The sequence below is a fragment of the Bradyrhizobium sp. BLXBL-03 genome (genome assembly GCF_051853015.1).
GTDB classification, from domain to species: Bacteria; Pseudomonadota; Alphaproteobacteria; order Rhizobiales; family Xanthobacteraceae; genus Bradyrhizobium; species Bradyrhizobium manausense.
On sequence record NZ_CP182470.1, the window covers coordinates 5,940,531 to 5,964,837 of the forward strand.

The 24,307-nt window shown below is 63.7% G+C and carries 23 protein-coding genes; 9 read left to right on the forward strand and 14 right to left on the reverse strand.

Annotation, left to right across the window (positions count from 1 at the left end; genetic code table 11):
* Window positions 1-73 precede the first annotated feature (73 nt).
* Both ACNJX9_RS28450 and ACNJX9_RS28455 read left to right on the forward strand, forming a co-directional pair.
* Window positions 74-883 carry a helix-turn-helix domain-containing protein gene (locus tag ACNJX9_RS28450; protein WP_439405317.1) on the forward strand — a complete coding sequence of 270 codons (810 nt, stop codon included), beginning with the start codon at window positions 74-76 and terminating at the stop codon, window positions 881-883.
* Between the two features lie 145 nt (window positions 884-1,028).
* Window positions 1,029-1,436, forward strand: a complete 408-nt coding sequence (locus tag ACNJX9_RS28455) for an ester cyclase (RefSeq protein WP_439405319.1) — start codon at window positions 1,029-1,031, stop codon at window positions 1,434-1,436.
* Window positions 1,437-1,743: 307 nt separating this feature from the next.
* On the opposite strand, the gene ACNJX9_RS28460 is transcribed toward ACNJX9_RS28455, so the two are convergent.
* The 5 genes from ACNJX9_RS28460 to ACNJX9_RS28480 form a co-directional block, all read right to left on the reverse strand.
* Window positions 1,744-2,607 carry a sugar phosphate isomerase/epimerase family protein gene (locus ACNJX9_RS28460; protein WP_439405320.1) on the reverse strand — a complete coding sequence of 288 codons (864 nt, stop codon included), beginning with the start codon at window positions 2,605-2,607 and terminating at the stop codon, window positions 1,744-1,746.
* Window positions 2,607-3,797: a dihydrodipicolinate synthase family protein gene (locus ACNJX9_RS28465; RefSeq protein WP_439405321.1), complete on the reverse strand. Its 1,191-nt coding sequence runs from the start codon at window positions 3,795-3,797 to the stop codon at window positions 2,607-2,609. The genes ACNJX9_RS28460 and ACNJX9_RS28465 overlap by 1 nt, the downstream gene beginning before the upstream one ends.
* A gap of 129 nt (window positions 3,798-3,926) precedes the next feature.
* Window positions 3,927-5,078, reverse strand: a complete 1,152-nt coding sequence (locus ACNJX9_RS28470) for a Gfo/Idh/MocA family protein (RefSeq protein WP_057753284.1) — start codon at window positions 5,076-5,078, stop codon at window positions 3,927-3,929.
* 232 nt (window positions 5,079-5,310) lie between these two features.
* Entirely contained in the window at window positions 5,311-6,066 is a 756-nt protein-coding gene (locus tag ACNJX9_RS28475; protein ID WP_205668265.1) for a TetR/AcrR family transcriptional regulator, read from the reverse strand.
* A 155-nt stretch (window positions 6,067-6,221) separates the two neighbouring features.
* Window positions 6,222-7,070 (reverse strand): VOC family protein, encoded by an 849-nt coding sequence (locus ACNJX9_RS28480; protein WP_057753286.1) that lies wholly within the window; start codon window positions 7,068-7,070, stop codon window positions 6,222-6,224.
* Between the two features lie 209 nt (window positions 7,071-7,279).
* Here ACNJX9_RS28480 and ACNJX9_RS28485 point away from each other — a divergent pair, with 209 nt between their 5' ends.
* Both ACNJX9_RS28485 and rbsK read left to right on the forward strand, forming a co-directional pair.
* The gene (locus tag ACNJX9_RS28485) at window positions 7,280-8,173 is read left to right on the forward strand and encodes a sugar kinase (RefSeq protein ID WP_057753288.1); all 894 of its coding nucleotides are present in this window, start codon (window positions 7,280-7,282) and stop codon (window positions 8,171-8,173) included.
* Between the two features lie 10 nt (window positions 8,174-8,183).
* Window positions 8,184-9,089: a ribokinase gene (gene rbsK, locus ACNJX9_RS28490; protein ID WP_439405323.1), complete on the forward strand. Its 906-nt coding sequence runs from the start codon at window positions 8,184-8,186 to the stop codon at window positions 9,087-9,089.
* Between the two features lie 96 nt (window positions 9,090-9,185).
* Here the strand turns inward: rbsK and ACNJX9_RS28495 are convergent, their stop codons facing one another.
* Window positions 9,186-10,406 carry an NAD(P)/FAD-dependent oxidoreductase gene (locus ACNJX9_RS28495; protein ID WP_439405324.1) on the reverse strand — a complete coding sequence of 407 codons (1,221 nt, stop codon included), beginning with the start codon at window positions 10,404-10,406 and terminating at the stop codon, window positions 9,186-9,188.
* A 225-nt stretch (window positions 10,407-10,631) separates the two neighbouring features.
* Here ACNJX9_RS28495 and ACNJX9_RS28500 point away from each other — a divergent pair, with 225 nt between their 5' ends.
* Window positions 10,632-11,426: an enoyl-CoA hydratase/isomerase family protein gene (locus ACNJX9_RS28500; RefSeq protein WP_439405325.1), complete on the forward strand. Its 795-nt coding sequence runs from the start codon at window positions 10,632-10,634 to the stop codon at window positions 11,424-11,426.
* 3 nt (window positions 11,427-11,429) lie between these two features.
* Here ACNJX9_RS28500 and ACNJX9_RS28505 read toward each other — a convergent pair whose 3' ends face one another.
* The 4 genes from ACNJX9_RS28505 to ACNJX9_RS28520 form a co-directional block, all read right to left on the reverse strand.
* Complete coding sequence (locus ACNJX9_RS28505) at window positions 11,430-12,770, reverse strand: TRAP transporter large permease (RefSeq protein WP_057753297.1); 1,341 nt, start codon at window positions 12,768-12,770, stop codon at window positions 11,430-11,432.
* Complete coding sequence (locus tag ACNJX9_RS28510) at window positions 12,767-13,345, reverse strand: TRAP transporter small permease (RefSeq protein WP_439405327.1); 579 nt, start codon at window positions 13,343-13,345, stop codon at window positions 12,767-12,769. The genes ACNJX9_RS28505 and ACNJX9_RS28510 overlap by 4 nt, the downstream gene beginning before the upstream one ends.
* A gap of 175 nt (window positions 13,346-13,520) precedes the next feature.
* Entirely contained in the window at window positions 13,521-14,516 is a 996-nt protein-coding gene (locus tag ACNJX9_RS28515; protein ID WP_439405328.1) for a TRAP transporter substrate-binding protein, read from the reverse strand.
* Window positions 14,517-14,579: 63 nt separating this feature from the next.
* On the reverse strand, window positions 14,580-16,292 hold the full coding sequence (locus tag ACNJX9_RS28520; RefSeq protein WP_057753302.1) for an IlvD/Edd family dehydratase: 1,713 nt from the start codon (window positions 16,290-16,292) through the stop codon (window positions 14,580-14,582).
* Between the two features lie 173 nt (window positions 16,293-16,465).
* On the opposite strand from ACNJX9_RS28520, the gene ACNJX9_RS28525 reads away from it, so the two are divergent.
* Complete coding sequence (locus ACNJX9_RS28525; protein WP_057753304.1) at window positions 16,466-17,146, forward strand: GntR family transcriptional regulator; 681 nt, start codon at window positions 16,466-16,468, stop codon at window positions 17,144-17,146.
* A 292-nt stretch (window positions 17,147-17,438) separates the two neighbouring features.
* Here the strand turns inward: ACNJX9_RS28525 and ACNJX9_RS28530 are convergent, their stop codons facing one another.
* Window positions 17,439-17,849, reverse strand: coding sequence for a hypothetical protein (locus ACNJX9_RS28530; RefSeq protein ID WP_057753306.1), 411 nt, complete (start codon window positions 17,847-17,849; stop codon window positions 17,439-17,441).
* A complete protein-coding gene (locus tag ACNJX9_RS28535) occupies window positions 17,846-18,109 on the reverse strand; it encodes a GlsB/YeaQ/YmgE family stress response membrane protein (RefSeq protein WP_439410144.1) in 264 nt (87 codons plus the stop codon). Before ACNJX9_RS28535 ends, ACNJX9_RS28530 begins: the two co-directional genes overlap by 4 nt.
* Before the next feature lie 197 nt (window positions 18,110-18,306).
* Here ACNJX9_RS28535 and ACNJX9_RS28540 point away from each other — a divergent pair, with 197 nt between their 5' ends.
* Window positions 18,307-19,212: a transglutaminase family protein gene (locus ACNJX9_RS28540; protein WP_057753308.1), complete on the forward strand. Its 906-nt coding sequence runs from the start codon at window positions 18,307-18,309 to the stop codon at window positions 19,210-19,212.
* 13 nt (window positions 19,213-19,225) lie between these two features.
* The gene (locus tag ACNJX9_RS28545) at window positions 19,226-20,056 is read left to right on the forward strand and encodes an ion transporter (protein ID WP_439405331.1); all 831 of its coding nucleotides are present in this window, start codon (window positions 19,226-19,228) and stop codon (window positions 20,054-20,056) included.
* 320 nt (window positions 20,057-20,376) lie between these two features.
* Here ACNJX9_RS28545 and ACNJX9_RS28550 read toward each other — a convergent pair whose 3' ends face one another.
* The gene (locus ACNJX9_RS28550) at window positions 20,377-21,201 is read right to left on the reverse strand and encodes an NAD-dependent epimerase/dehydratase family protein (protein ID WP_057753310.1); all 825 of its coding nucleotides are present in this window, start codon (window positions 21,199-21,201) and stop codon (window positions 20,377-20,379) included.
* An 89-nt stretch (window positions 21,202-21,290) separates the two neighbouring features.
* On the opposite strand from ACNJX9_RS28550, the gene ACNJX9_RS28555 reads away from it, so the two are divergent.
* Window positions 21,291-22,259: an SMP-30/gluconolactonase/LRE family protein gene (locus ACNJX9_RS28555; protein ID WP_439405332.1), complete on the forward strand. Its 969-nt coding sequence runs from the start codon at window positions 21,291-21,293 to the stop codon at window positions 22,257-22,259.
* 379 nt (window positions 22,260-22,638) lie between these two features.
* Here ACNJX9_RS28555 and ACNJX9_RS28560 read toward each other — a convergent pair whose 3' ends face one another.
* A complete protein-coding gene (locus tag ACNJX9_RS28560) occupies window positions 22,639-24,069 on the reverse strand; it encodes an aldehyde dehydrogenase family protein (RefSeq protein WP_439405334.1) in 1,431 nt (476 codons plus the stop codon).
* Window positions 24,070-24,307 lie beyond the last annotated feature (238 nt).

Consider the following 24,307-nt stretch of genomic DNA (forward strand, 5'->3'; position numbering starts at 1 on the left):
CGCCGATGGGCCAATAAGAGAAGCTTGTCGCCAGTGTCGCTGCGATCTAGGCTGCCGCCATCGAGGGTCTTTCATGGACATCAAACGGGCTTTACCCCGTCCCCAACTTCGAGGCGTCGTTCGCTCGTTTGAGGAGAGGCGCGCGGAACTGGGGAGCGCGGTGCTGAGCTGGCCCGTCCCGGCGCGCCCCCATCAGATCCTGAATATTCACCTGGCTGACCCGTATCGGGTTCGCATCGACGGCGGCCCGGCAAACGTTACGCCGGAAGTGAGCTTGGTCGGACCCCAAACCTATCGTCGGGCCCACGTCTATCTGACAGGCGTGGTTCATGTTTTCAACATCCTGCTTCAGCCGACCGGGTTGAACCGATTGGTCGGAATCGACATGAAGTGCTTGGTCAACCAGGATCCTGCAGCCTCGGATGCTCTCGGCCAAATTGCCATTGCCCTCGGCGATATGGTCCGCGCGGCAGAAGATTTCCGCGGGCGCGTAGCCGCAGCTGAACGTTGGCTAGGAATGCTGCTTGATAAACGCGAACCCGATGGAGCGATTGAGCACGCATCGCGCCTGCTGTTAGCCGCGCGCGGCGATGTGCGCATAGAGGAGCTCGTTGGAAAGTCCGGCCTCAGCGCGAGCCAATTTCAGCGTCGGTTTGCGGCGCAGGTGGGCGTGGCGCCAAAACTGTTCGCAAGAACAGTCAGATTTGACAGGGCGCTGATCGCCCGTCGCAGAGCCCCGTGCAAGCCCTGGACCGAGATCATCCACGAACTAGGCTACTTCGATCAGGCCCACTTCATCCGCGAATGCCGCGCTTTTGCAGGGTTGCCGCCGCGCAGCCTCTCCGGCGACTGGAATAACATTTTTTTCCCGGGGGATGACTAAAATATACAAGCGCTTTTGCCAGCTCTCCCGCACTATCCCCGGAACGGGTGCGGAGGACGGCAATGAGTATGACACGACGCCTATTGGCCTCCTCACAGCGGGCATCGCAGTCGCCGTCACCGACGCAAGAAATGGAGTGATGGCGATGTCGACAAATCTCGAACTTTTCAAGGCGATCGTCGAGCGTGGCTTTTCTCAGGGCGACCTTACTGTCGCGGACGACGTTTGCGACGAGAAGTTAATCGAACACCAATACCTAACAAGAACCGATTTGCCTGGCCCACAAATACTGAAAGCACAGATCGAGGACGCCAGGCGCAGCATTAAGGGTCTGCGATTTACCATTGAAGCAATTGTTGAAAGTGGCGATACGGTCTGGGCACGCGGCAAGGCATCGGGCGCCGATCCGCGCTCAGGCAAACCAGTGAGCATCGACGTCATGGACGTCTGCCGATTTGCCAATGGAAGGCTCGTCGAACACTGGGGGGTGCCAGACCGGTTTGCGCTCCTTCATCAGCTTGGGGCGTTACCACCGCCGCCGAACCGAATGTAACTTGCGCCAGCTTCGATTGGTCCGTTGTGGGTCTTGGCTGTGTGAAAACGCCCAGACGGTTGAAGGCAATAGGACAACTTGTTCGTCGCAGGCCGATCTAGCGCTCATGCTTGCAAGGAATTTCAAGCGAAATGGCGAACTGAAGAACGTGGTTCTAGCCGCCTTTCGACTGTTCGCGTTTTTACACAGCCAGGGTCATTCACGGCCGGGGCGAGCGGGCAGCAGACCGACCAATGTCCGATCTGCCGCCGAAAGCCGAAGCAGGCTGCGACGGCTCGCAAGCCTGTGAGGAGACTGAAGGTGCGAGCTAAACCACCGTCCGGTGTCGCGCGATGCAGGTGCGCAGCACCTCGTCCATCGGCCTGGCCCACCAGTCGTTGGAGAAAATCTCGATCTCCGAATAGCCGCCAAAGCCCTGCGCCTCGACCGCCGCGCGCACCGACTTGATGTCGATGACGCCGTCGCCCATCATGCCGCGGTCGTTGAGGATGTCCCTGGTCGGCACCAGCCAGTCGCAGACGTGGAACGCGAGCAGGCGGTCTTTCCCTGCGCGCGCGATCTGGTCCATCAACTCCGGATCCCACCAGATGTGATAGACGTCGAGCGCGACACCGAGCATGCCGGTGCGAGCAGGGTCGAGCCGGTCGCAGATGTCGAGTGACTGCTTTGTGGTGTTCACGCAGGCACGATCGGCGGCATAGGCCGGATGCAGCGGCTCGATCGCCAGCGGCAGGTTTGCCTGTTTGGCATAGTCGAGCATGTCGGCGAGCGCGTCCTCGACCTGCCCGCGGGCGGCCGCGATGTCCTTTGACGCCTCGCTGCCGGGCCGCGAATATTGCGGCAGGCCACCGACGACCAGCACCACGCAGGACGCGCCCAGCGCCTTGGCTTCGTCGACGCAGCGGCGGTTGTCGTCGCGCACCTCGCCCCGGCGCGATGCGTCAGAGGTGAACATGCCGCCGCGGCAATAGCCCGAGAGATCGAGGCCGGCATCACGCACGGCGCGCACCGCACGATCGAGACCGACAGAAGCGACCTGATCGCGCCAGGGATCGATGGCGCGGATGCCGTGCCTGGCGCAGGCCTCGATGATTTGAACAAGGTCACCCTGCTTGCGGACGGTCGCCGTGTTGAGCGAGAGCCAGCGATGGTCGGATGAAAAATCGCGCATCACTCTTCCAGTCCGTGCGAGGCCAGCACGGTCTTCATCCGCCGCGTCGCGAGTTCGGGGTTGGCAAGCAGGCCGGCCTGATCGGCGAGCCGGAACAGCTCCGCCAGATGCAGCATGGAGCGCGCGCTCTCCTGCCCGCCGACCATGGTGAAATGGTCCTGATGGCCGTTGAGATACGCCATGAAGACGACGCCGGTCTTGTAGAAGCGCGTCGGCGCCTTGAAGATGTGGCGCGACAGCGGCACCGTCGGCCCCAGCACATCATGGAAGCCGGTCTCATCACCCGCCGCGAGCCGCGACAACGCGTAGGATGCCGCCGGTGCGATCGCGTCGAAGATGCCGAGCAGCGCGTGGGAAAAGCCCTTCTCGTCGCCGGCAATCAGCTCCGCATAGTTGAAATCGTCGCCGGTGTACATCTTGATGCGCTTGTCGAGGCGCCGGCGCATGTCGATCTCGCGCTGCTTGTCGAGCAGCGAGACCTTGACGCCATCGACCTTGGCCGCGTTGTTGTTGATGATGGCGACCGCGATGTCCATCGCCTTGTCGAGATTGCTGGTGCCCCAATATCCGGCCAGGGCCGGATCGAACATGTCGCCGAGCCAATGGATGATCACGGGCTGCGCCACCCCCGCCAGCACGCGGTTATAGACCTTGGCATAGTCGTCGGCGCCACGGCCGAGCCTCGCCAGCGCGCGCGAGGCCATCAGGATGATGCGGCCGCCGACCTTCTCAACTGCCGAGACCTGCTCCTCATAGGCGCGGATCACGTCGTCGAGACTCCTCGCATCCTCCACAGCAAGATGATCAGTGCCCGCACCGGAGAACACCAGCGCGTTGCGCCGCTTGGCGGCCGCGACCGAACGCGTGATCAGCTCCAGCGAGGTCGGCCAGTCCAGCCCCATGCCGCGCTGCGCCGTGTCCATGGCTTCGGCAACGCCGAGGCCGAGATCCCAAACATGCTCGCGGAAGGCGATGGTCTTGTCCCAGTCGACCGCCACGGAGAGCCACGGATCGTTGTCGGCGAAGGGATCGGCGACCGTATGCACGGCCGAGAAGGCGATGCGGTTGAGCGGACCCTCGAGCTTTGCGGGAAACGTGCGCGAGGCAGCTAACCGGTAGGTCTCGATCGAGCGATCGGCCTTCGGCAGCTTGAGCGACAGGGATGACATGGGCTGGACAGACTTGTTCATGATTTCGGACCTCTCCCCGTCATTGCGAGCGCAGCGAAGCAATCCAGACTGCCTCTCCGGAAAGGCTCTGGATTGCTTCGCTTCGCTCGCAATGACGGTGTGGCGGACATCGGGGCTTAGCGCCAAATCTCACGCCTTGATCGGCGCGACGTCGATCCAGCGCCGCTCCTTCCAGCTCTTCAGCGCGCATTCGGCGAGCTGCACGCCCTTGGCGCCTTCGAGCAGCGTGAATTTGTAGGGCGCATCCTCGTAGACATGGCGGATGAACATCTCCCACTGCTCCTTGAAGCCGTTGTCATAGGTGACGTTGTCAGGCAGCTTCTGCCAGTCGCCGTAGAAATCGTGCAGCCGCTTCTCGTCGGGATTCCAGACGGGGCGCGGCGTCGCCTGCCGCGCCTGGATCATGCAATCGGTGAGGCCTGCGACGGCCGAGCCGTGAGTGCCGTCGACCTGGAAGGTGACGAGGTCGTCGCGATAGACACGCGTGACCCAGGACATGTTGATGTGAGCGATCACGCCGCCCTCGAGCTGGAAGGTGGCGTAGGCGGAATCGTCCGCGGTCGCCTTGTACTTTGTGCCCTGCTCGTCAAAGCGCTCGGGAATGTCGGTGTTGCCGATGCAGACCACGCTCTGGACATTGCCGAACAAATTGTCGAGCACGTAGCGCCAATGGCAGACCATATCGAGGATGATGCCGCCGCCGTCCTCGCTGCGGTAGTTCCAGGACGGCCGTTGCGCCTCCTGCCAGCCGCCCTCGAACACCCAATAACCGAACTCGCCGCGCACCGAGAGGATGCGGCCGAAGAAACCGCTGTCACGCAGAAAGGCGATCTTCTTCAGGCCGGGCAGGAACAGCTTGTCCTGCACCGTGCCGTGCCTGACGCCCTTGGCATTGGCGAGCTTGACGACCGCGAGCGCCTCCTCAAAATTCGTCGCGATCGGCTTCTCGCAATAGACGTGCTTGCCTGAAGTGATGGCCTGGGTCAGCAGGCCGGGGCGCGCCTGCGTGGTCGCGGCATCGAAGAACATGGTGTCGTTGATGTCGGCGAGCGCGGCATCGAGGTCGGTGGTCCAGCGCGTGATGTTGTAGCGCCTGGCGAGCGCCTCGACCTTCTCGGCGCTGCGGCCGACCAGGATCGGATCCGGCATGACGCGATCGCCGTTCTTCAGGCGGACGCCACCCTGGTCGCGGATCGCGACGATCGAGCGGATCAGATGCTGGTTGAGCCCCATGCGGCCGGTGACGCCGTTCATGATGAGGCCGAGGCGTTGGGTGGTCATGGTGCGTGCTCCCTTCGCGGCGCGGTCTTCGCCTCGCTCGCGGTTTCTCGATCGGGCAGAAATTAACCCGTTGGATAAATACTGTCCAGAAGAGTTCGCTGGGATGGTATGTGGCGGGGTTCCACACGCCAGTGTCATTCCGGGGCGATGCAAAGCATCGAACCCGGAATCTCGAGATTCCGGGTTCGGTCCTACGGACCGCCCCGGAATGACGGGAGAGAGATCGGGGAAACTAAACCGTCTGCGCCATCGCAGTGCGCGACTTCGGCGCCTTCGCGATCCCGAACAGTGCGGCCGACTTTCCCGTCAGCGCCGCCAGCACCAGGCCGACCATGTGTGCGAGGCGCTCGTCCTTGGCGTCCTTGGCGAGCAGGTCGCGGCCGAAGATCACGCTGAGCGTCGCCGAGTTGGAGAGATAGAAGAAGCTGAGCGCCGCGATCGAGATGTAGAGCTGCACCGGGTCGACGGCGACCTGGAAATCACGGGAGGCGACGCCGCGCCGCACCACGGTGCGGATCATCTCGACGAAAGGCGAGTGCATCGACTTGACCTTGGTCGAGCGCTTCAAATGCTTGGCGCGGGCGAGGTTCTCGGTCTGGAGCAGCGACAGGAATTCGGGGTTGCGCAGGAAGTAGTTCCAGGTGAACTCGATCAGCCGCCTGATCGCCTCGGGCGGATCGAGGTGTTCGAGATCGAGCCCCCGCTCCTCGCTGCGAATCTTGTCGTAGGCGCCTTCGAGCACGGCGAGGTAAAGCTCGTCCTTGTTGCCGACGTGATAGTACAGCATGCGCTTGTTGGCGCCGGCCTTGGCGGCGATGCGGTCGACGCGAGCGCCGGCGAGCCCGTGGGCGGAGAATTCCTGCTTGGCCGCCTCGAGAATGCGCAGCCGCATCCCCTCGGGGTCGCGCTGCCATTTCAGAGTTCGCTTTGCGGTTGCCTTCGCCAAACCGGGTGCTCGCTGGGTGGTCGTCCAGATCGCATGTATCATGCGGGCGGCCGGTCGCATAGGAGAGAGGCGCGCAACTGCCTCAACACCGTCACTGCGAGCGCAGCGAAGCAATCCAGACTGCCGCCGCGGAGACGGCCTGGATTGCTTCGCCGCAAGGGCTCCTCGCAATGACGGAGGCGAGAGTGTCCCCCGCCCTACTCCACCGGCCTCAGTGAGCGCTCCAAGAGCACGGTCTGGATCCCGCAGGTGCCGCTTCGCACCGTCATGATGCGGGTGCCGGGCTTGCGGCCGTTGCGCACTTCGCTGACATCGAGGCCGGCGGCGATGAGGCGGGCGCGGGTGGCGTCGATGTCGGCGACGCGCCAGCTCAGGCCCCAGAGCCGGTCATGCCGGGAGTCTCCGCCCGCGACGGGGCGGCGCACCACTTCGACGATGAGATCGCCGCAGCGGAAGAACATCAGCTGGCCCCAATCATGATGGGAGCGGTCGAGCGCGAGATCGAGCCCCAGCCGCGCGCCGTAGAGCGCGGCGGCGCGATCGGAATCCTCGGTGGTGATGACGACGTGATCGAGCCCGTCGATCGGCGCAACGTCTGAGGCCACCGACTTCGGACGCTCCTCGGCAAGCTCGAGGAAGAACATGCGCACGCCGCGCGTCAGCTCGGTCGCGGCCCGCGTGCGCTTCCAGTGCAGCGCCGCGCCCGAGGCGTCGTCGCTGCTCTCGACCTCGGCGACGGGATCCGGCTTCAGTGCCACCCGGTCCAGCCGACGGTGCATCTTGCCGATGTCGGCGACACGAAAGCACAAGCTGGCGAGCACGCCCTCCTGCTCGTCGAGCAGCGCACGCATCCGGTCCGCGGTCGCGGTAAAGCCGCTCGGCGCCATCAATTCGAGCGTCATGTTGTCGAGGGTGAAGAGCACGCGGTCGGCGCCCTCGCCGGAATTCTGCCAGGCCGGCGCGCGCGCGAGCAGCGTCTGATAGGCCGCCTTGGCCGCACCGATATCCTTGACCAGAACAACGATATGATCGAGGCCGGTGATCATGCTTGTCCCTTTTGATCGGCCTGGAACCATGGGGCCGGGCAACGGCAAATGTCCGGGCTTGGCACGGGCCTGACATGGTCGTATTCCGGCCCTGGGCCGACCTCAAGCGCTTCGGGCCGGTTTTGTGAATAATTTCCGCGTCTTTCGCGCGGAACCGGTGCTAGAGTAAGTGCGCCGGCCGGGACCACCCAGCGCATCACGGACAAGCAATGCAGGCTCTCTTTATCGGACAGACCTATATCGACGTCGTCTTCATCACCGACCACATGCCGACCGGCGACGAAAAGCACGTGGCCCGGGACTACGCGGTCTCCTTCGGCGGCAACGCGGTGACGGCGGCGTTCTGCTGCGCCAAGCTCGGCATCGTGCCCGACCTGATCGCCACCGCCGCCAATGACTGGCTGGGACGCATGTTCCAGGACATGTGCGCGAAATACGCGATCTCGCTGCATCCGCGCAAGGTGAACCAGTCCTCGCTGTCCTTCATCATGCCCAAGGACGGCAAGCGCGCCATCGTCCGCTGCCGCGACGACGAGCACATCCACCCGTTCCCGATGCTCAATCTCGGCGGCTGCCGCGCGCTGCATGTCGACGGCCACCAGCCGGATGCGGCGATCCACTATGCCAAGGTGTGCCGCGAGGCCGGTATCCTGACCTCGCTCGACGGCGGCGGCCTGCGCACCAACACGCATGAGCTGCTTGAATTCATCGACGTCGCCATCGTCGCCGAGCGCCTGTGCGAGCAGATGGACCTGACGCCGGAGAAGATGCTCGACTATCTCAAGAGCCGCGGCTGCAAGATCGGCGGCGTCACCATGGGCGAGAAGGGCCTGCTCTGGTACGACGAAACCGGAACGGTGCAGGTGATGCCGGCGATGCCGATCCCGCGCGAGCGCGTGATCGACACCAACGGCGCCGGCGACGTGTTCCACGGCGCCTATGTCTATTCCTACCTCGCCCATCCCGGCAAAAGCTGGCGCGAGCATTTCGACTTCGCCCGCGCCGCCTCGACCTACAAGATCCAGCGGCTCGGCAACGAGGCGGGCCTGCCGACCCTTGTCGACATCGCCAAGGTCAGGCACGAGTTCGAAGTCAGGGTCTAGGGATTTTGCAATGGGGCGCGTCTTCGTCGCCGGCAGCATCAACATGGATGTGGTGGCGACCGCCGATCGCCACCCCAAAGTCGGCGAGACCGTCGCCGGCCGCGAGGTGCTGTATTTTCCGGGCGGCAAGGGCGCGAACCAGGCGGTGGCGGCATCCAGGCTCGGCGCGAGGACGACGCTGATCGGGCGGCTGGGCAAGGATGCGTTCGGGGCCGAGCTGCGGGCGTTCCTCGCTGCGCAGGGCGTCGATCTCGGCTCGGTGCGCGATGCCGACACGCATAGCGGCACCGCGATCATCACGGTCGCGGCCTCCGACAACACCATCGTCGTCATTCCCGGCAGCAATGCGCTGGTCAGCGCCGAGGACGTCGCGGACGTCCCGCTGGCGAAGGATGACGTCGCGGTCAGCCAGTTCGAGATCCCACTGCCGACGATTGCCGCGTTCTTCGCGCGGGCGCGTCGCGCCGGAGCGACGACGCTGCTTAATCCGGCCCCGGCGCAAAAGATGTCGGGCGAGCTGCTCGCGCTGGTCGATATTCTCGTGCTGAACGAGACCGAGCTCGGCTTCCTCGCCGGCGTGGAACTTGCCGAGAGCGACCAGGCGGCGAAGATCATCGCCGTCGCGCGACAACTTCAGGCGCGGGCGGACCAGACCATCTGCGTCACGCTGGGAAAACGCGGCGTGCTCGCGCTCGCTGCCAGCGAGGAATTCGCGGTGCCGGGCCGCGTGGTGAAGGCGGTCGACACGACGGGCGCCGGCGATTGCTTCGTTGGCGCGCTCGCCTCGCAGCTTGCCGATGGCGCGCCTCTGCGCGCCGCCCTCGCCTTCGCCAACGCTGCCGCCTCGATCTCAGTGCAGCGCATGGGTGCCGGGCCGTCGATGCCGACGGCTGCGGAGGTCAAGGCGGTGCTTTAGGCAATACTCCGGTCATTGCGAGCGCAGCGAAGCAATCCAGACTGCCGCCGCGGAAAGACTCTGGATTGCTTCGCTGCGCTCGCAATGACGGGGAGATCAAGCCAGCGCGCTCTTCAGGTCGAAGCTTTCATCGGCGGCCTGCTCCGGCGTGATCGAGCGGTCCATGGCCTGCAATCTGCGGCCGAACATGTGATCGCCGGCGCGGTTGATGGATTCGATGCCGAGCAGTCTGTCGCCGTGATAGCAGAACGCCGAAAACGCCTTCTTGGCGGGATCGCCGCGCAGCACGACGCGGTCGTAGCCGGTGGTGAGGCCGGCGATCTGCAGCTTGTCGTCGCCCTGGTCGCTCCAGAACCAGGGATGGCCGTCGTAAGGCTTTTTATCGCCGGTCAGCCGTGCCGCAAGGCAGCGGGCGTGATCGGTGGCGTTCTGCACCGATTCCAGCCGCAGCGAGCCGCCAAAGCGCGGGCTTGCGAACAGCGCGCAGTCGCCGATCGCGGAAATGTCGGGATCAGCCGTCGACAGATATTCATCGACGATGATACCGGCGGCAACCGGCAAGCCCGCCTCGGCCGCAAGCTCGATATTCGGCAGCACGCCGACACCGACCACCACGAGGTCGGCGGGCAGATGGCGGCCGTCACTGAGACTGACGCCGGTGACCTTGCCGTTCTCGGCCTCGATCGAGGTGGCCTGCACGCCGAGATGAATGCGGATGCCGGCCTCGCGATGGCGGGCCTGGAAATATTCCGAGACCTCCGCCGTCACCGCGCGCGCCATCACGCGCGGGGCGAGCTCGAGCACGTCCACGTCCAGGCCCTTGATGCGCGCGGTGGCGGCGAATTCGAGGCCGATGAAACCGGCACCGATCACCACCACCCGCGTCTTTGACGGAATGATGGCTCGCAGCGCCTCGCTCTCGTCGAGGATGCGGAGGTATTTCACGTCGGGCAGATTGGCGTTGGGCAGATCGAGCAAGCGGTTGCGCGCGCCTGTGGCCAGCACGAGATGGCCGTAAGGCAGCGTCTCGCTAGATGCGAGCAGCAGTTTTCGCGCCGCCCGGTCGATCGACACGGCGCGCCCCGAGATCAGCTCGATCTTCTGGTCCTGATAGAATTTTTCGGGGCGGAACATCAGGCTCTCGGGCCCGGCCGAGCCCTTGATGTAGGCCTTGGACAGCGGCGGCCGCTGATAGGGCAGATGCGCCTCGTCATTGATCAGGCAGATGCGCTCGGCAAACCCCGCCTGTCGCAGCGATGCCGCGACCTGGTAGCCGCCATGGCCGGCACCGACAATGATGACAGGACCCTCAGTCATTGGACAGCCCATTTCCGCAAGACATGAGCGTAACCCATGTCGTCTCCTCTCTCTGATCTGGCTTGGCTAGCCTAGGAGGAGCCGGCGCTCGTGTCCGTCCCTAAACGAAGGCGGGCCCATTTGAGCCGATCATTCCGCCCGGCGCAAGGGCCGTAGGTGGGGATTGTCACCCCTGCCCTTCTGCGATTTAGTTGCAGCAACGGACCTCCAGCCGGGGATTTCAAAATGCCAGCTCCCGTCTCAAAGCCTGACGATCCCGCGCTGCTGCGGATCGAGGGCGCGATCGCGACCATCACGCTCAACCGCCCCGCCGCGTTCAACTCGGTCAACCTCGCGATCGCGCAGAAGCTCGAGCAACTCGCGGCCTATATCGAGGGCGATGATGCCATCAAGGTCGTGGTCATCGAAGGCGAAGGCCGTGCCTTCTCGGCCGGCGGCGATCTGCAGACGATCGGCGCTGCGGCCGAGGCCAACACTGTGACGCCTGTGGTCGGCGAACTCTTGAAGCACTATCATGCCTTCATCGAGATCCTCAGGCGGATGCCAAAGATCTCGCTATCGAGCGTGCACGGCTCGGCCGCCGGCGCCGGCATGGGCCTCGCCTTCGTCACCGACCTCTGCATCGCCGCTGACGACGCCAAGTTCACGCCCGCCTATGCCAAGATCGGCGTGTCGCCGGATGGCGGCTCGACGGTCGGGATCGTCGGCACGGTCGGCTCGCGCCGCGCGCTGCAAATCTTCCTCGCCGAGGACAATTTTACCGCACAGCAGGCCTATGAATGGGGGCTTGTCGTCAAGACTGTTCCTGCAACCGAGCTGAAAGCCGAAACGCGGCAGCTCGCCGAGCGCCTCGCGCAGAACCCGCCACCGGCCATCGCGGGCACGAAATCGCTGGTCTATGCGGCCGCGAACACGCCGGTGAAGCAGCAGTTAGATGCCGAGGAGCACAGGATCATCATGGCGATGAACACGGAGGAGTTTCGGCTCGCCGTGAAGAAGTTCACGAGCAAAAGCAAATGAGGTCTAGTGCGGGCAGATGTAGCCCGTCCCCGCTGGCGACTTGAAGCAGCCGACTGATTCCGGCAGCACGTGCTGCGGCAGCCACAGCACGACGCTCGGGAAGTAGATGGCGAACGCGATGGTCGCGAAGAAGACGACGTAGATCGGCAGCGCCGCGCGTAGCGCCCTGGCAAAGCTGATCCCGACGAATTTCGAGGCCATCAGCAGCACCAGACCATAAGGCGGCGTGATCAGGCCGAAGGCGAGCGTCGCGATCAGCACCACGCCCATGTGCACGCCGTTGATGTCGCCGGCCTCCGTCAGTGCGTTCACCAGCGGCATGAAGATGATGATGGTCGGCACCGGCTCGATGAAGTCGCCGACCACGGTGAACAGCAGCACCATCAGCAGCATGATCAGATGCGGATCGTTGCCGGCGATCGAGGTGATCATGTCGGCGATGTAGCTGGCGCCGCGCAAATAGGCGAGCATCCAGCCAAAGGCATTGGCTGCGCCGATGGTGATCAGCGGCAGTGAGAAGATGAGTCCGGCGAGGCAGAAATCGTACGGGATCTTTCTGAAATGCCCGCGGTTCAGCGCGGGGATCACCACCAGGATGATCCAGACCACGGCGACGACGCCGGCCTCCGTCGGCGTGAACCAGCCCGTCAGAATGCCCCCTAACAGGATCACCGGGATCATCAGCGGCAGGGCCGCATCGCCGGCCGCGAACACCACCTGCCGCAGCGGCGCGCGGGGCTTACGCAGGCCCGAGGGGCCGAAGAAATAGCAGTAGATCATCAGGCCGAAGCCGATCATCAGGCCGGGCACCACACCTGCCATGAACAAGCCCGCGATCGAGACGTTGCCGACGGCGCCGTACACCACGGCCGTGATGCTCGGCGGCACCAGCGCCGCGATGGTCGAGGCCGAGGCGATGATCGCGGCGATGAAGGCAGGCTCGTATCCTTCGCGCTTCATCGGGCCGCCCAATGCGCGGCTCATCACGGCGACGTCGGCCGTGGTCGAGCCGGACATTTCCGAGAAGAACATGCTGAAGACGACCACGACCTGCGACAGCCCACCCCTGATATGCCCGACCAGCGACACCGAGAGGTTGGCTATTCGCACCACCACATTGGCCGAACTCATGAGCTCGCCGACCAGCAGGAAGAAGGGGATCGCCAGCAGCGCCTCGGAATCGACGCCGTCAAAGATCTTCTGGATGATGGCGGCGAGCGAGACATCGGACAGGATCGCGCCGATGAAGACGCCGGCCATCAGCGAGAACGGCACGGGCACGCCGAGATAGCCGAACGACAGGAAGCAGATCGACATCAGCGCCAGGACAATGGGTGCGCTCACGGCTGCGCCCTCGCCTGCGTTTCGGTCACGACGGGCGCAGCGTCCTCGTCCGGCGGTTCTGGATGATCAAACCCATTGCGCAGGCCGTTGACGAGCTGCTCGATGGCAAAGAGGCCGATCAGGATGCCGGAGAGCGGAATGATGGCGTAGAGCGAGGCGATCGGCGTGCCCGACGGCAGGCGGAAGCTGCCGAAGCCGCGCAGATAGTTCTGGTAGCCGTACCGGATCAGGCAGAAGGCAACGCCGAGCACGATGAGGCGGATGATGATCTCGACGATGATCCTCGGTGCACCGTGCATCGCCTCGGAGATCGCGGTGAGATAGAGGTGATCGTTGCGACGCGTCGCCGCGGCGGTGCCGATGAAGATCGCATAGATGAACAGCGTCGAGGTGACTTCCTGAAGCCATAGCCAGGGATGGCCGATGGTGCGGGTGACGATGTCGGCGGTGACCGACAGCGAGAAGCCGAAGCACAGCACGCCGCAGAGGACCATCAGCGTAAGCTCGAGCCAGTCGAGCCAGCGCCATTTCAGATGGCGCTGCCGTTGCAGTACGAGCTTGTCGGAAATGGGCATCGACCTCTCCGTCGTCCCGGCCTAGTGCGCAATTGCGCACGGGGGGCCGGGACCCATAACCCCGAAAGGGAGTTGTTGCGCGAGCTGGCGACTCCGAGTCTTCGCCAAACTCAATCCTGTGGTTATGGGTCCCGGCCTTCGCCGGGACGGCTCGGTGAAAGAGCCGAGCACCGCCCTAATTAATCGCCCGGATCAGGTCCTTGATCTTCTCGGCATGCGGGCCGAGATCCTTGGCGAGCTTGTCGAGATAGGGATTGGCGATCGCAATGAAGCCCGACTTGTCGACATCAGGAACGATCTTGACGCCGATCGCTTTCAGCTTGGCTTGCGATTGATGCTCGAGCTCGATCGCCTTGGCCGGCTGCGTCCTGTTGACTTCGTCCGCCGCGGCCTGAACCCAACCCTGCTGCTCAGGTGTGAGGCTGTTCCAGAGCTTGTCGCTGATCCAGACCAGGCTGTTGTTGGCCTCATGCTCGGTCATCGAGAGCACCGGCGCCACCTCGTAATGCTTGTTGGCGAGATAGACGTTGACGCCGTTCTCGGCGACATCGACCACGCCGGTTTGCAAGGACGTGTAGACGCTGCCGAATGGCATGTGCACGATTTGCGCGCCGTAGGCCGGGAACATGGTGTCCTCGGTCGGCGTCGCCTGCACTCGCACCTTCAGGCCCTTCATGTCGTCGACCTTCTTGATCTCGCGCTTGGAATACATGTTGCGTAGACCAAGAGTCGCAAGCGCAATGACGTGGGCGCCCTGAACCGTGTCCGAGATCATCGCTTTGACTGCGCTCGCCACCGCAGGATCCGCCATTGCCTTGATCAGATGATCTTCCGAGCGGAACAGGAAATGCATCGACATCACGCCGGCCTGCGGCGAGAGCGTCGCGGCGTTCGCAGACGACGAGATACAGAATTCGATATCACCCGCCTTGACGAGCTGCAGCACCTGCGGCTCCTGCCCGAGCTGCGCGCCGGGATACTGGTCGATGAGCATCGTGCCTTTGCTCAGCGCCTTCAGCTTTTCGGCAAAGATGTCGCCAAGGATTCCATAGCCCGTGATCTTGGGCTGGTCGTAGGCGAAGCGATAATGCTTCACCTCCTGTGCCCCCGCGCCTGTGACGAACAGCATGGCGGCCGCAGCCACCAATGCACGCATGGATCGCGCAATCATCGTCTCCCCCTGTTTTATCGCCCGCCGCTTTCAGCGGTCTCGGCGCTCGTTGGTTGTCAGCCCTTACTCCGTCTTCTTCCCAGTCCTCTGCATAAAGTCGAAGTCGCAGCCCTCGTCGGCCTGCATGATGGTCTCGTTGAACAGCCAGGCATAGCCGCGCCGCGCTTCATCCGGCGCAGCAGCCGGCTTCAAGACCGCGCGCCGGCGCTCGAGCTCGGCGGCATCGACCAGCAATTCGATGCTGCGCTTGGCCACGTCGAGACTGATCATGTCGCCGTTCTTGACCAGCGCCAGCGGCCCGCCGACGGCGGATTCCGGCGTAATGTGCAATACGATGGTGCCGAACGCGGTGCCGCTCATGCGCGCATCGGAAATGCGCACCATGTCCTTGGTGCCGCCACGCGCCAGCTTCTTCGGGATCGGAAGATAGCCAGCTTCGGGCATACCAGGCGCGCCCTTGGGACCGGCATTGCGCAGCACCAGCACGTCATCGGCGCTGACGTCGAGCTCGGGATCGTCGACCCGCAGGGTCATGTCCTCGACGGATTCGAACACCACGGCGCGTCCCGTGTGCTTCAACAATTTCGGGCTCGCGGCGGACTGCTTGATGACCGCACCGCGCGGGGCGAGGTTGCCGTGCAGGATGGCGAGGCCGCCCTCCTTCTTGATCGGATTGTCGCGCGAACGGATGGCGTCCTGGCCCGGCACGTCCTCGGCGTTGGCGACGACATCGCGCAGCGTCTGGCCGCTGATGGTCTTCGCATCGAGATCGACGAGATCGCCGAGCTGCGCCAGCAATTTCGGCACGCCGCCGGCGTGATGGAAATGCTCCATATAATGCTCGCCCGACGGCTTGAGGTCGACCAGCACCGGCACCTCGCGGCCGATCCGGTCGAACGCCGGGAGATCGATCCGGTGTGGGGAGCGATGCGCCATCGCGGTCAGATGGATCAGGCCGTTGGTCGAGCCGCCGATCGCCTGCAGCACGACCTGGGCGTTTCTGAAGGAAGCCGGCGTCAAGAGTTCGCTCGGCTTCGGGCCCTTGGTCTTGGCCATCTCGGCGGCGACCCGGCCGCTCGCTTCTGCAAGGCGAAAACGCTCGGCATGCGGCGCCGGGATTGTCGCGCTCATCGGCAGCGCCAGGCCCATGGCTTCGATCATGCAGGCCATGGTCGAGGCGGTGCCCATCACCATGCAAGTGCCGACCGATGGCGCGAGGCGGCCGTTCACCGCCTCGATCTCGGTGTCGTCGATCTCGCCGGCGCGATACTTGCCCCACAGACGGCGGCAATCGGTGCAGGCGCCCAGCACCTCGCCCTTGTGATGACCGACCACCATGGGCCCGACCGGAATGACCACGGTGGGCAGATCCGCACTGATCGCCGCCATCACCTGCGCCGGCAGCGTCTTGTCGCAGCCGCCGATCACGATCACCGAGTCCATCGGCTGGGCCCGGATCATCTCCTCGGTGTCCATCGCCATCAGATTGCGCAGATACATCGAGGTCGGATGCGCAAAGCTCTCGGCGATCGAGATGGTCGGGAACACGAACGGCATCGCGCCCGACAGCATCACGCCGCGCTTGGCGGCCTCGATGATCTGCGGGACGTTGCCGTGGCAGGGATTGTAGTCGCTATAGGTGTTGGTGATGCCGACGATCGGGCGCTCCAGCGCATCGTCGGAATAGCCCATGGCCTTGATGAACGCCTTGCGCAGGAACAGCGAGAAGCCGGCATCGCCATAGCTCGTCAGCCCCTTGCGCAAACCACCCGTCATCGGACCGCTCCTTCTCGCCTGCCATTGTGCTACAGCCTGCCCCCTGATTGTCAATAAGACAGGCGTCTACTTCACCATTTCGGGACTGTCGCACCGCCAAACAGTCAGATTATTGACAATCCGCCTCTTCCCTGCTCCCTAAAGGCAACCGGCAGACGCCGGAGGCCGAGGGCATGTCCGACATTCGCACCGCAGATGCCATGCCTGCCAGGCGCGACGACCCCGACGATGTCGTCGCGCGGCTGGAGGAGGACATCATCTTCGGCCGCCTCGCGCCGGGCGCGCGGCTGACCGAGGACGCGCTGATGTCGGCATATGGCACCTCGCGCCATTTCGTGCGGCAGGCGCTGGTGGACGCGGAGCGCCGCGGCATCGTCCGCCGCGAGAAGAATGTCGGCGCCACCGTGCGGTTCTACTCGGCCGAAGAGGTCCGGCAGATCTACGAAGTCAGGGAGATGTTGACGCGGCAAGCTGCGCTGATGATCCCGCTGCCCGCGCCGCAAGCCCTGATCGACGAACTGACCGCTTTGCAGCGCGACTATTGCGCGAAGGCGGATGTGCGCGACCTGCGCGGGATCCACGAAGCCAACGATGCCTTCCACCTCGCGCTATTCTCCGCCTGCGGCAATCCCTACCTGGTGCGGTCGCTGCAGGACTATATGAACCTGACACTGCCGATGCGCGCAAAAAACCTCGCCGACCGCGAGGGGCTGACGCAATCGCGGCGGCAGCACGAGCTGATGATCGAGCTGCTGAAAGGCCGCGACAGCTGGGCGCTGGCGCAGCTTTGCGTGGACCACATGCAGTTCAGCAAGGCCGATTATCTGGCGAGGATTGCGGGGGAGGAAAGCTAGCGCCGCCTTCGCCTCTCCCCGCTTGCGGGGAGAGGCCGGAATTCACGCTGAAAGCGGGAATTCCGGGTGAGGGGGACTCTCCGCGAGTTCAACGCTCACGCGATGCATCGCTCCCTCAGCGCGTCATTGCGAGCGCAGCGAAGCAAACCAGACTGTCACTGCGGAGGGACTCTGGCTTCGCTGCGCTCGCAATGACGTGTGGTGAGCAGTTGCTCGTCCAACTCTCACCTCCCCCGCTGAGACTCCCCCTCACCCCAACCCTCTCCCCGCAAGCGGAGCGAGGGAGCGCACCTCAGTATCGCCTCAGCAGGCCGCGATCGACGCTGGCGGTGCCATACGCGGCGCAGGCGCGTTCCGGGTCGTCGATCAAGCCGGCTCGAACGCGCTTGAACGTTCTTCCGGCGGCCTCAAGCACCTCGACGCGGAATTTGACGGGATCGTAGCTCTCGCCATCGCGGGCCTTGATGGCGGCGGAATACGCGTCGATCAGCGCCATCGCGGCATTGGGGCTGCCGAGCAGCCGTGCCCCGAGCTGAACGGCGCCGGCGCCATCGACCTCGTAGCCGACGCAACGTTGCTCCAGCACCACGGATGCCGTGACGAGTTCTTCGAGAAACGTCGCCTCGGCGTCGCTGAGCGGTGCGGCGTGCGATGGTCCTGCCAGCATCGCAAGCACCGCGACGACGGACAGGGTGATTTTCAAGCGTGCCCCTGACGGCCCACGACAAGGCCATACAGGAAGAGAAGGATGATGGCGCCAACCACGCTACCGATGAAGCCGGCGCCTTCCCCGAAACGATACCATCCCACGGCTTGACCGAGCCAGGTCGCGACGAACGCGCCGACGATCCCCAAAACTGTCGTCAGGATGAACCCCTTGGGCTCGGATTTGTCGCCGGGCATGATGAACTTCGCGACCAGTCCGACCAGAAATCCGATGATGATCGTCCAAAGGGTGCCCATGTCCATCGCTCCATTCGGTCGGTTCGCCTGTCAACGTTTGAAGGATTGCGTCATCCTTTGAGCTAGAGCCGCCCGATCCCGGGTCACGTTGATCTAGATCAATTGGGCGAAAGCGACCGAACCGAAAGCTGGAGGCGTTGTCGACGCTCACTCTGGCGACAGTTGCGCAATGCGGATGCCTCGAAGCGGATCAATGCATGGCGATCATTGGCGAAATCATCCACACCACGACCTACCGCTATGCGAAGCCGGTGACATTCGGCACGCACCGGGCCATGTTCCTGCCGCGGCGCGGCGCCTCGACCCGGCTGCTTCGCTGGTCCGCCCAGACCAACCTGTCGTGCAAGGTGCATTGGGTCACCGACTCACGCTCCAATACCGTCACAGTGATCGACATCGGCGAGCCCGGCACAGAGCTGACATTCACGTTCAGGGTTCGCGGCATCTATTTCGGGATCAAGGGACTTGAGTCGTTTCCGCTCGAGGCTCGCGCCGAGGAAGTGCCGGTGCAGTATACGCCGGACGAATGGACCGACCTTGCCGGTTATCTCCGTCCGCATGCCGATGATCCCGACGGCAGCCACGCGGCGTGGACCAAGAGCTTTGTTGCCGGCGATCAGGATCAGACGGCAGATGTGCTGCGCCGCTTGCTGGGCTCGTTTCGCAACGAGTTCAACTATCGCAGCAGAGATGCGGAAGGCACCCAGTCGCCGGCGGAAACGCTGCGCACGAAATCGGGCACCTGCCGGGATTTCGCCTGGCTGATGATCGAGACGCTGCGCCGCCTCGGCTTCGCGGCGCGCTTCGTCAGCGGCTACCTCTACGACTCCGCGCTCGACGGCGGCGCCGTGGGCATGACCGGCTCCGGCGCGACCCACGCCTGGGTGCAGGTGTTCCTGCCCGGGGCCGGTTGGCTGGATTACGATCCGACCAATAGCCTGAGCGCCGGTTTCGACCTCATCCCCGTGGCGATCGCGCGCCATCCGGGCCAGGCCATTCCGCTGGCCGGCTCGTGGTTGGGCGATGCCGGCGACTATCAGGGCATGTCGATCAACGTCGCAGTTCACAAGATCGGCGAAATGCTCGATCCCTCGGAGGGATAGGCGCGCAGCGACCATGACATCCTATCGCAACAAGGCAAAGGGACATGGACTCCTCGACGCCATCGTCGGCCCATTTGAGACTCTCAAGATCAGGATTCGACAGCTCTATGAAGGCGACACGCCCGGCTGCATAAAGTTCCGATACGCTCTGCTCGCGCTCGACATCGTCACGGTTCTGTTCATCATTGCGACATCGTTCCTGCCCCGCACCGGGGTCATCGAGTCGTTCGATATCGTGTTCGGCGTCCTGATCCTTGCCGACTTCGCTGCACGGATGATCATCAGCCGTCAACCGCTGCATGACCTTGCGCGGCTGTCGACCTGGACCGACGTCGTCGTCATCATCTCGTTCCTTGCGCCGCTCGCCGGGGAAGCCGGCGGCTTCCTGCGGGCATTTCGAACATTGCGGCTGCTGCGCGACTATCGAATGGTCGCGCGCTTGCGGACCGACAGCGCCTTCTTTCGAAAAAACGAGGAAGTCGTCTTTGCGGTCGCCAATCTCGGCGTGTTCATCTTCGTGATGACAGGGGTCGTCTACGAAACCCAGAAGTCTCACAACCCCCAGATTACCAATTATGCCGACGCACTCTACTTCACGGTCACCGCGCTGACCACGACCGGTTTCGGCGACATTACCCTGCCCGGCACCATGGGGCGGCTGATCACCGTCGTCATCATGATTTTCGGCGTGACGTTGTTCCTGAATCTCGCCAAGGCCCTGCTCGCGCCCTCCAAGGTGCGCTTCCCCTGCCCGGTCTGCGGCTTGCAGCGGCATGACGTGGACGCCGTGCATTGCAAGGCTTGCGGAACGATTCTGAACATTCCGGATGAGGGGATGGACTAAGGCGCGATGAGATTGGGATGAATCGTCATCGCGCTTTAGGTTATTGTTTGAGCATGATCTTTTCGGAAAATCGCTTCGCACTTTTCCGGATCATGCTCTGGGTTCCGCGAGTTAGGTGCTCGTTGGTGGCTCGCTCTTTCAACTCGTCATTGCGAGCGCAGCGAAGCAATCCAGAGTCTTTCCGCGGAGGGATTCTGGATTGCTTCGCTGCGCTCGCAATGACGGGTGGGGCGGCTGCGAGCCTAACCTTCACCGTTGTTGTAGAGGCAACCCCTCACCCCAACCCTACCCGAGCGAGCACACCCGTATCGCAGCAAGCGCTAGCGCTTATTCCAATCGATGATCCGGCTGGCGTCCCCATCGAATTCGTTGCTGCAGAATGTGCCGCCCTGGAAATGATCGCCGACCGGATCCGGCTTCAGCTTGGCCTGCTCGGCCATCGCGTGCTCGCGGAAATCCTCGGCGCGCCCCGTGGGACGATAGCCGAATTCGTAGGCGCGATGATTGTCCCACCAGGCGCGCTCGTTGAAAGAGGCGCCATAGAACACCTCGAAATGGATGTCGGGATGCTCTAACCCGATCCGGCAGAGCTGCACCAAATCTTCCGGCTTCAGCCAGATCGAAAGCCGGCGCTGGTCGAGCGGCATGTCGCCGAAATTGCCGATGCGCAGGCACGTCACCTTCAGCCCGTGCTTGTCGGCATAGAGGGCGCCGACGGCCTCGCCAAAGACCTTGCTGACGCCGTAGCGGCTGTCGGGGCGCGCGGTGACGTCGGTGCCGATCTTGTGGTGGCGCGGATAGAAGCCGACGGCGTGGTTCGACGAGGCGAAGACCACACGCTTGACGCCCTTGCGATACGCCGCCTCGAACAAATTGTAACCGCCGATGATATTGGCCTGGAGGATCTGGTCCCAGCTGCCTTCGACCGAATAGCCGCCGAAATGGATGATGCCGTCGACGCCCTCGCAGATCGCCTCGACTTGCGCGAGATCGGCGAGGTCAGCCGCCTTGAACTGCTCGTTCGCGCCGAGATCGGCGGGCGGCTTAATGTCGGAAAGCAGGAGGTCCGGATAGATCGGCGGCAGCAATTTGCGCAGGCTCGTGCCGATTCCGCCCGAAGCTCCCGTCATCAAGATACGCGCCATGTTGTCCCTCACCGTTGGTGACCGATTTGCGGTCACGTGTCTCTAATGATAGCAGCATTGTCCAGAGGGAACGAAACGAGAGAACCGACATGAATGAGGCATCGTCCCATAACCAAGGCTGGCGGCCGGCGACTTATTACCCTGATCCCGCGATAAAAGCACTGGATCCCCGTTTCGAAAAATACTGGCTAAAGCTGTCGGCGGTGGAGCGGCTGGCGACCGGCCTGCGCTGGGCCGAGGGTCCCGTGTGGTTCGGCGACGGGCGTTATCTGCTCTGTAGCGACATTCCAAACCAGCGCATCATCAAATGGGAGGAAGAGACCGGCGCGGTTTCGGTGTTCCGCAAACCCTCCAATTTCGCCAACGGCAATACGCGTGACCGCCAGGGCCGGCTCGTCACTTGCGAGCATGGCGGGCGCCGCGTGACCCGCACCGAATATGACGGCGAGATCACCGTGCTGATGGATCAATTCAACGGCAAGCGGTTGAACTCGCCGAACGATGTCGTTGTCAAATCGGACGGCTCGATCTGGTTCACCGATCCGACCTTCGGCCTGCTCGGCAATTACGAGGGCTACAAGTCCGAGCCCGAGCTCGACATGAACGTCTACAGGCTCGACCCGGAGACCCGCAAAGCCACAATCGTCGCCGAGGGTGTGCTCGGGCCGAACGGGCTCGCCTTCTCGCCGGACGAGAAAATCCTCTATCTCATCGAATCCCGGGGCGTTCCGACCCGCAAAATTCTCGCCTATGACGTCTCGCCTTCCGGTGACAAGCTTTCGAACAAGCGCGTCTTCGTCGATGCCGGCCCCGGAACGCCGGACGGTTTCCGCGTCGACATCGACGGCAATCTCTGGTGCGGCTGGGGCATGGGCGATCCCGAGCTCGACGGCGTCGTCGTGTTCGCACCCGACGGCGTCATGATCGGCCGCATCGCGCTGCCCGAGCGCTGCGCCAATCTCTGCTTCGGCGGCGTCAAGCGCAACCGCCTGTTCATGGCGGCGAGCCAGTCGATCTACGCGCTGTATGTGAACACGCAGGGCGCGTTGGGGGGATAGGTCTTTCCTCCACGGCGGTCTCGTAGGGTGGGCAAAGCGAAGCGTGCCCACGCATTTTAGCTACCGAGAGAGATGGTGGGCACGTCGCTTCGCTCCTTTGCCCACCCTACGAGATCTCTCCTCCGTCATTGCGAGGAACTCGCGACAAAATTGCGTAGCAATTTTGCGCTGATGCGACGAAGCAATCCAGACTGTCCCCGTGGACGGATTCTGGATTGCTTCGCTTCGCTCGCAATGACGAAGGAGAGACTTGATAGCCCGAATGGAGCGAAGCGCAATCCGGGATCGGTCCCGCATTACGCTTCGATCCATGCGGGCTACAAAGAAAAACGCCGGAGCGGAGGCCGCTCCGGCGTCATGTTCATGCAACCGCTAGAACTTACGCCGCGTTGAAGCCGGCGACGGCCTTCACTTCGAGGAAGTCCTCGAGGCCGTACTTGCCCCACTCGCGGCCGTTGCCCGACTGCTTGTAGCCGCCGAACGGCGCGGTGCGGTCGTTGGGCACGCCCTGGAGGTTGACGTTGCCGGCGCGGATCTGGCGGCCGACACGCTTGGCATCCTCGACCGAGGGACCGTAGACGTAGCCGGCGAGGCCGTAAGGCGTGTCGTTGGCAATCTTGACGGCGTCGGCTTCGTCCTTGGCGCCGAGGATGGTCAGCACCGGTCCAAAAATCTCTTCGCGCGCGATCGTCATCTCGGGCGTGACGTCGGCGAAGATGGTCGGGCGGACGTAGAAGCCCTTGTTGACGCCTTCCGGCAGACCAGGACCACCGGCGACGAGCGTTGCGCCCTCGTCGATGCCCTTCTTGATCAGCGCCTGGATCTTGTCCCACTGGCCGCGGTTGACGACGGGGCCGATGGTGGTGCCATCGGCGCGCGGATCGCCCGCCTTGGTCTTGTCGGCGACGGCTTTCGCGATCGCGGCGACCTCTTTCATCCTCGACAGCGGCACGATCATGCGCGAGGGCGCATTGCAGGACTGGCCGGAGTTGTTGAACATGTGCATCACGCCGCCGGTCACCGCTTTCGTCAGGTCGGCGCCTTCGAGGATGACGTTCGGCGACTTGCCGCCGAGCTCCTGGCTGACGCGCTTCACGGTGGGCGCGGCGCGCTTGGCCACATCGATGCCGGCGCGGGTCGAGCCGGTGAAGGAGATCATGTCGATATCGGGGTGCTCGCTCATGGCGGCGCCGACCTCGGGGCCGAGGCCGTTGACGAGGTTGAACACGCCCTTCGGCACGCCGGCTTCATGCAGGATCTCCGCAAAAATCAAAGCCGAAGTGGGCGTGAACTCGCTGGGCTTCAGGATCATGGTGCAGCCGGCGGCGAGCGCGGGCGCGACCTTGCAGGCGATCTGGTTGAGCGGCCAGTTCCAGGGCGTGATCATGCCGACCACGCCGATCGGCTCGCGCAGCACCATGGCGGTGCCGATCGGCTCCTCGAAATGATAGTTCTTGAGCACGTCGAGCGTGGTCATGAGATGGCCAAGGCCGGCGCCGGCCTGGAGCTTCTCGGCCATCGGCAACGGCGCGCCCATCTCGTCGGAGACGGCGGCACCGATCTCCTTGATGCGGGTCTTGTAGATCTCGATGATTTTGCTGAGCAGCGCGACGCGCTCCTCACGGCTGGTCTGGGAGAACGTTGCGAAGGCGCGCTTGGCGGCGGCAACGGCCTTGTCGACATCGGCCCTGGAGCCGAGCGCAACCTCGTACATCGCCTCTTCCGTCGCGGGATTGACCACGGCGGTGGACTTCTTGACGGCGGGATCGACCCAGGCGCCGTCGATGTAGAATTGCATGCGATTGACCATCGTTAACCTCTTCTTGGGGGCTTGGGGGGCGTTTCGGCAGGCATCCTTGCACGAAAGCGCCGGCAATTGAACCCGCCATATGCGGGGCCAGCGTTGCGGCGCGGAGGTTATATGAGCTGGTGGCGGGAACGAGGCAAGGTTCTCTCAGCCGTCATTCCGGGGCGCGCGGAGCGCGAGCCCGGAATCCATCTCGCCACCAGGACTGAGGCCCAATGGATTCCGGGTTCGATGCTGCGCA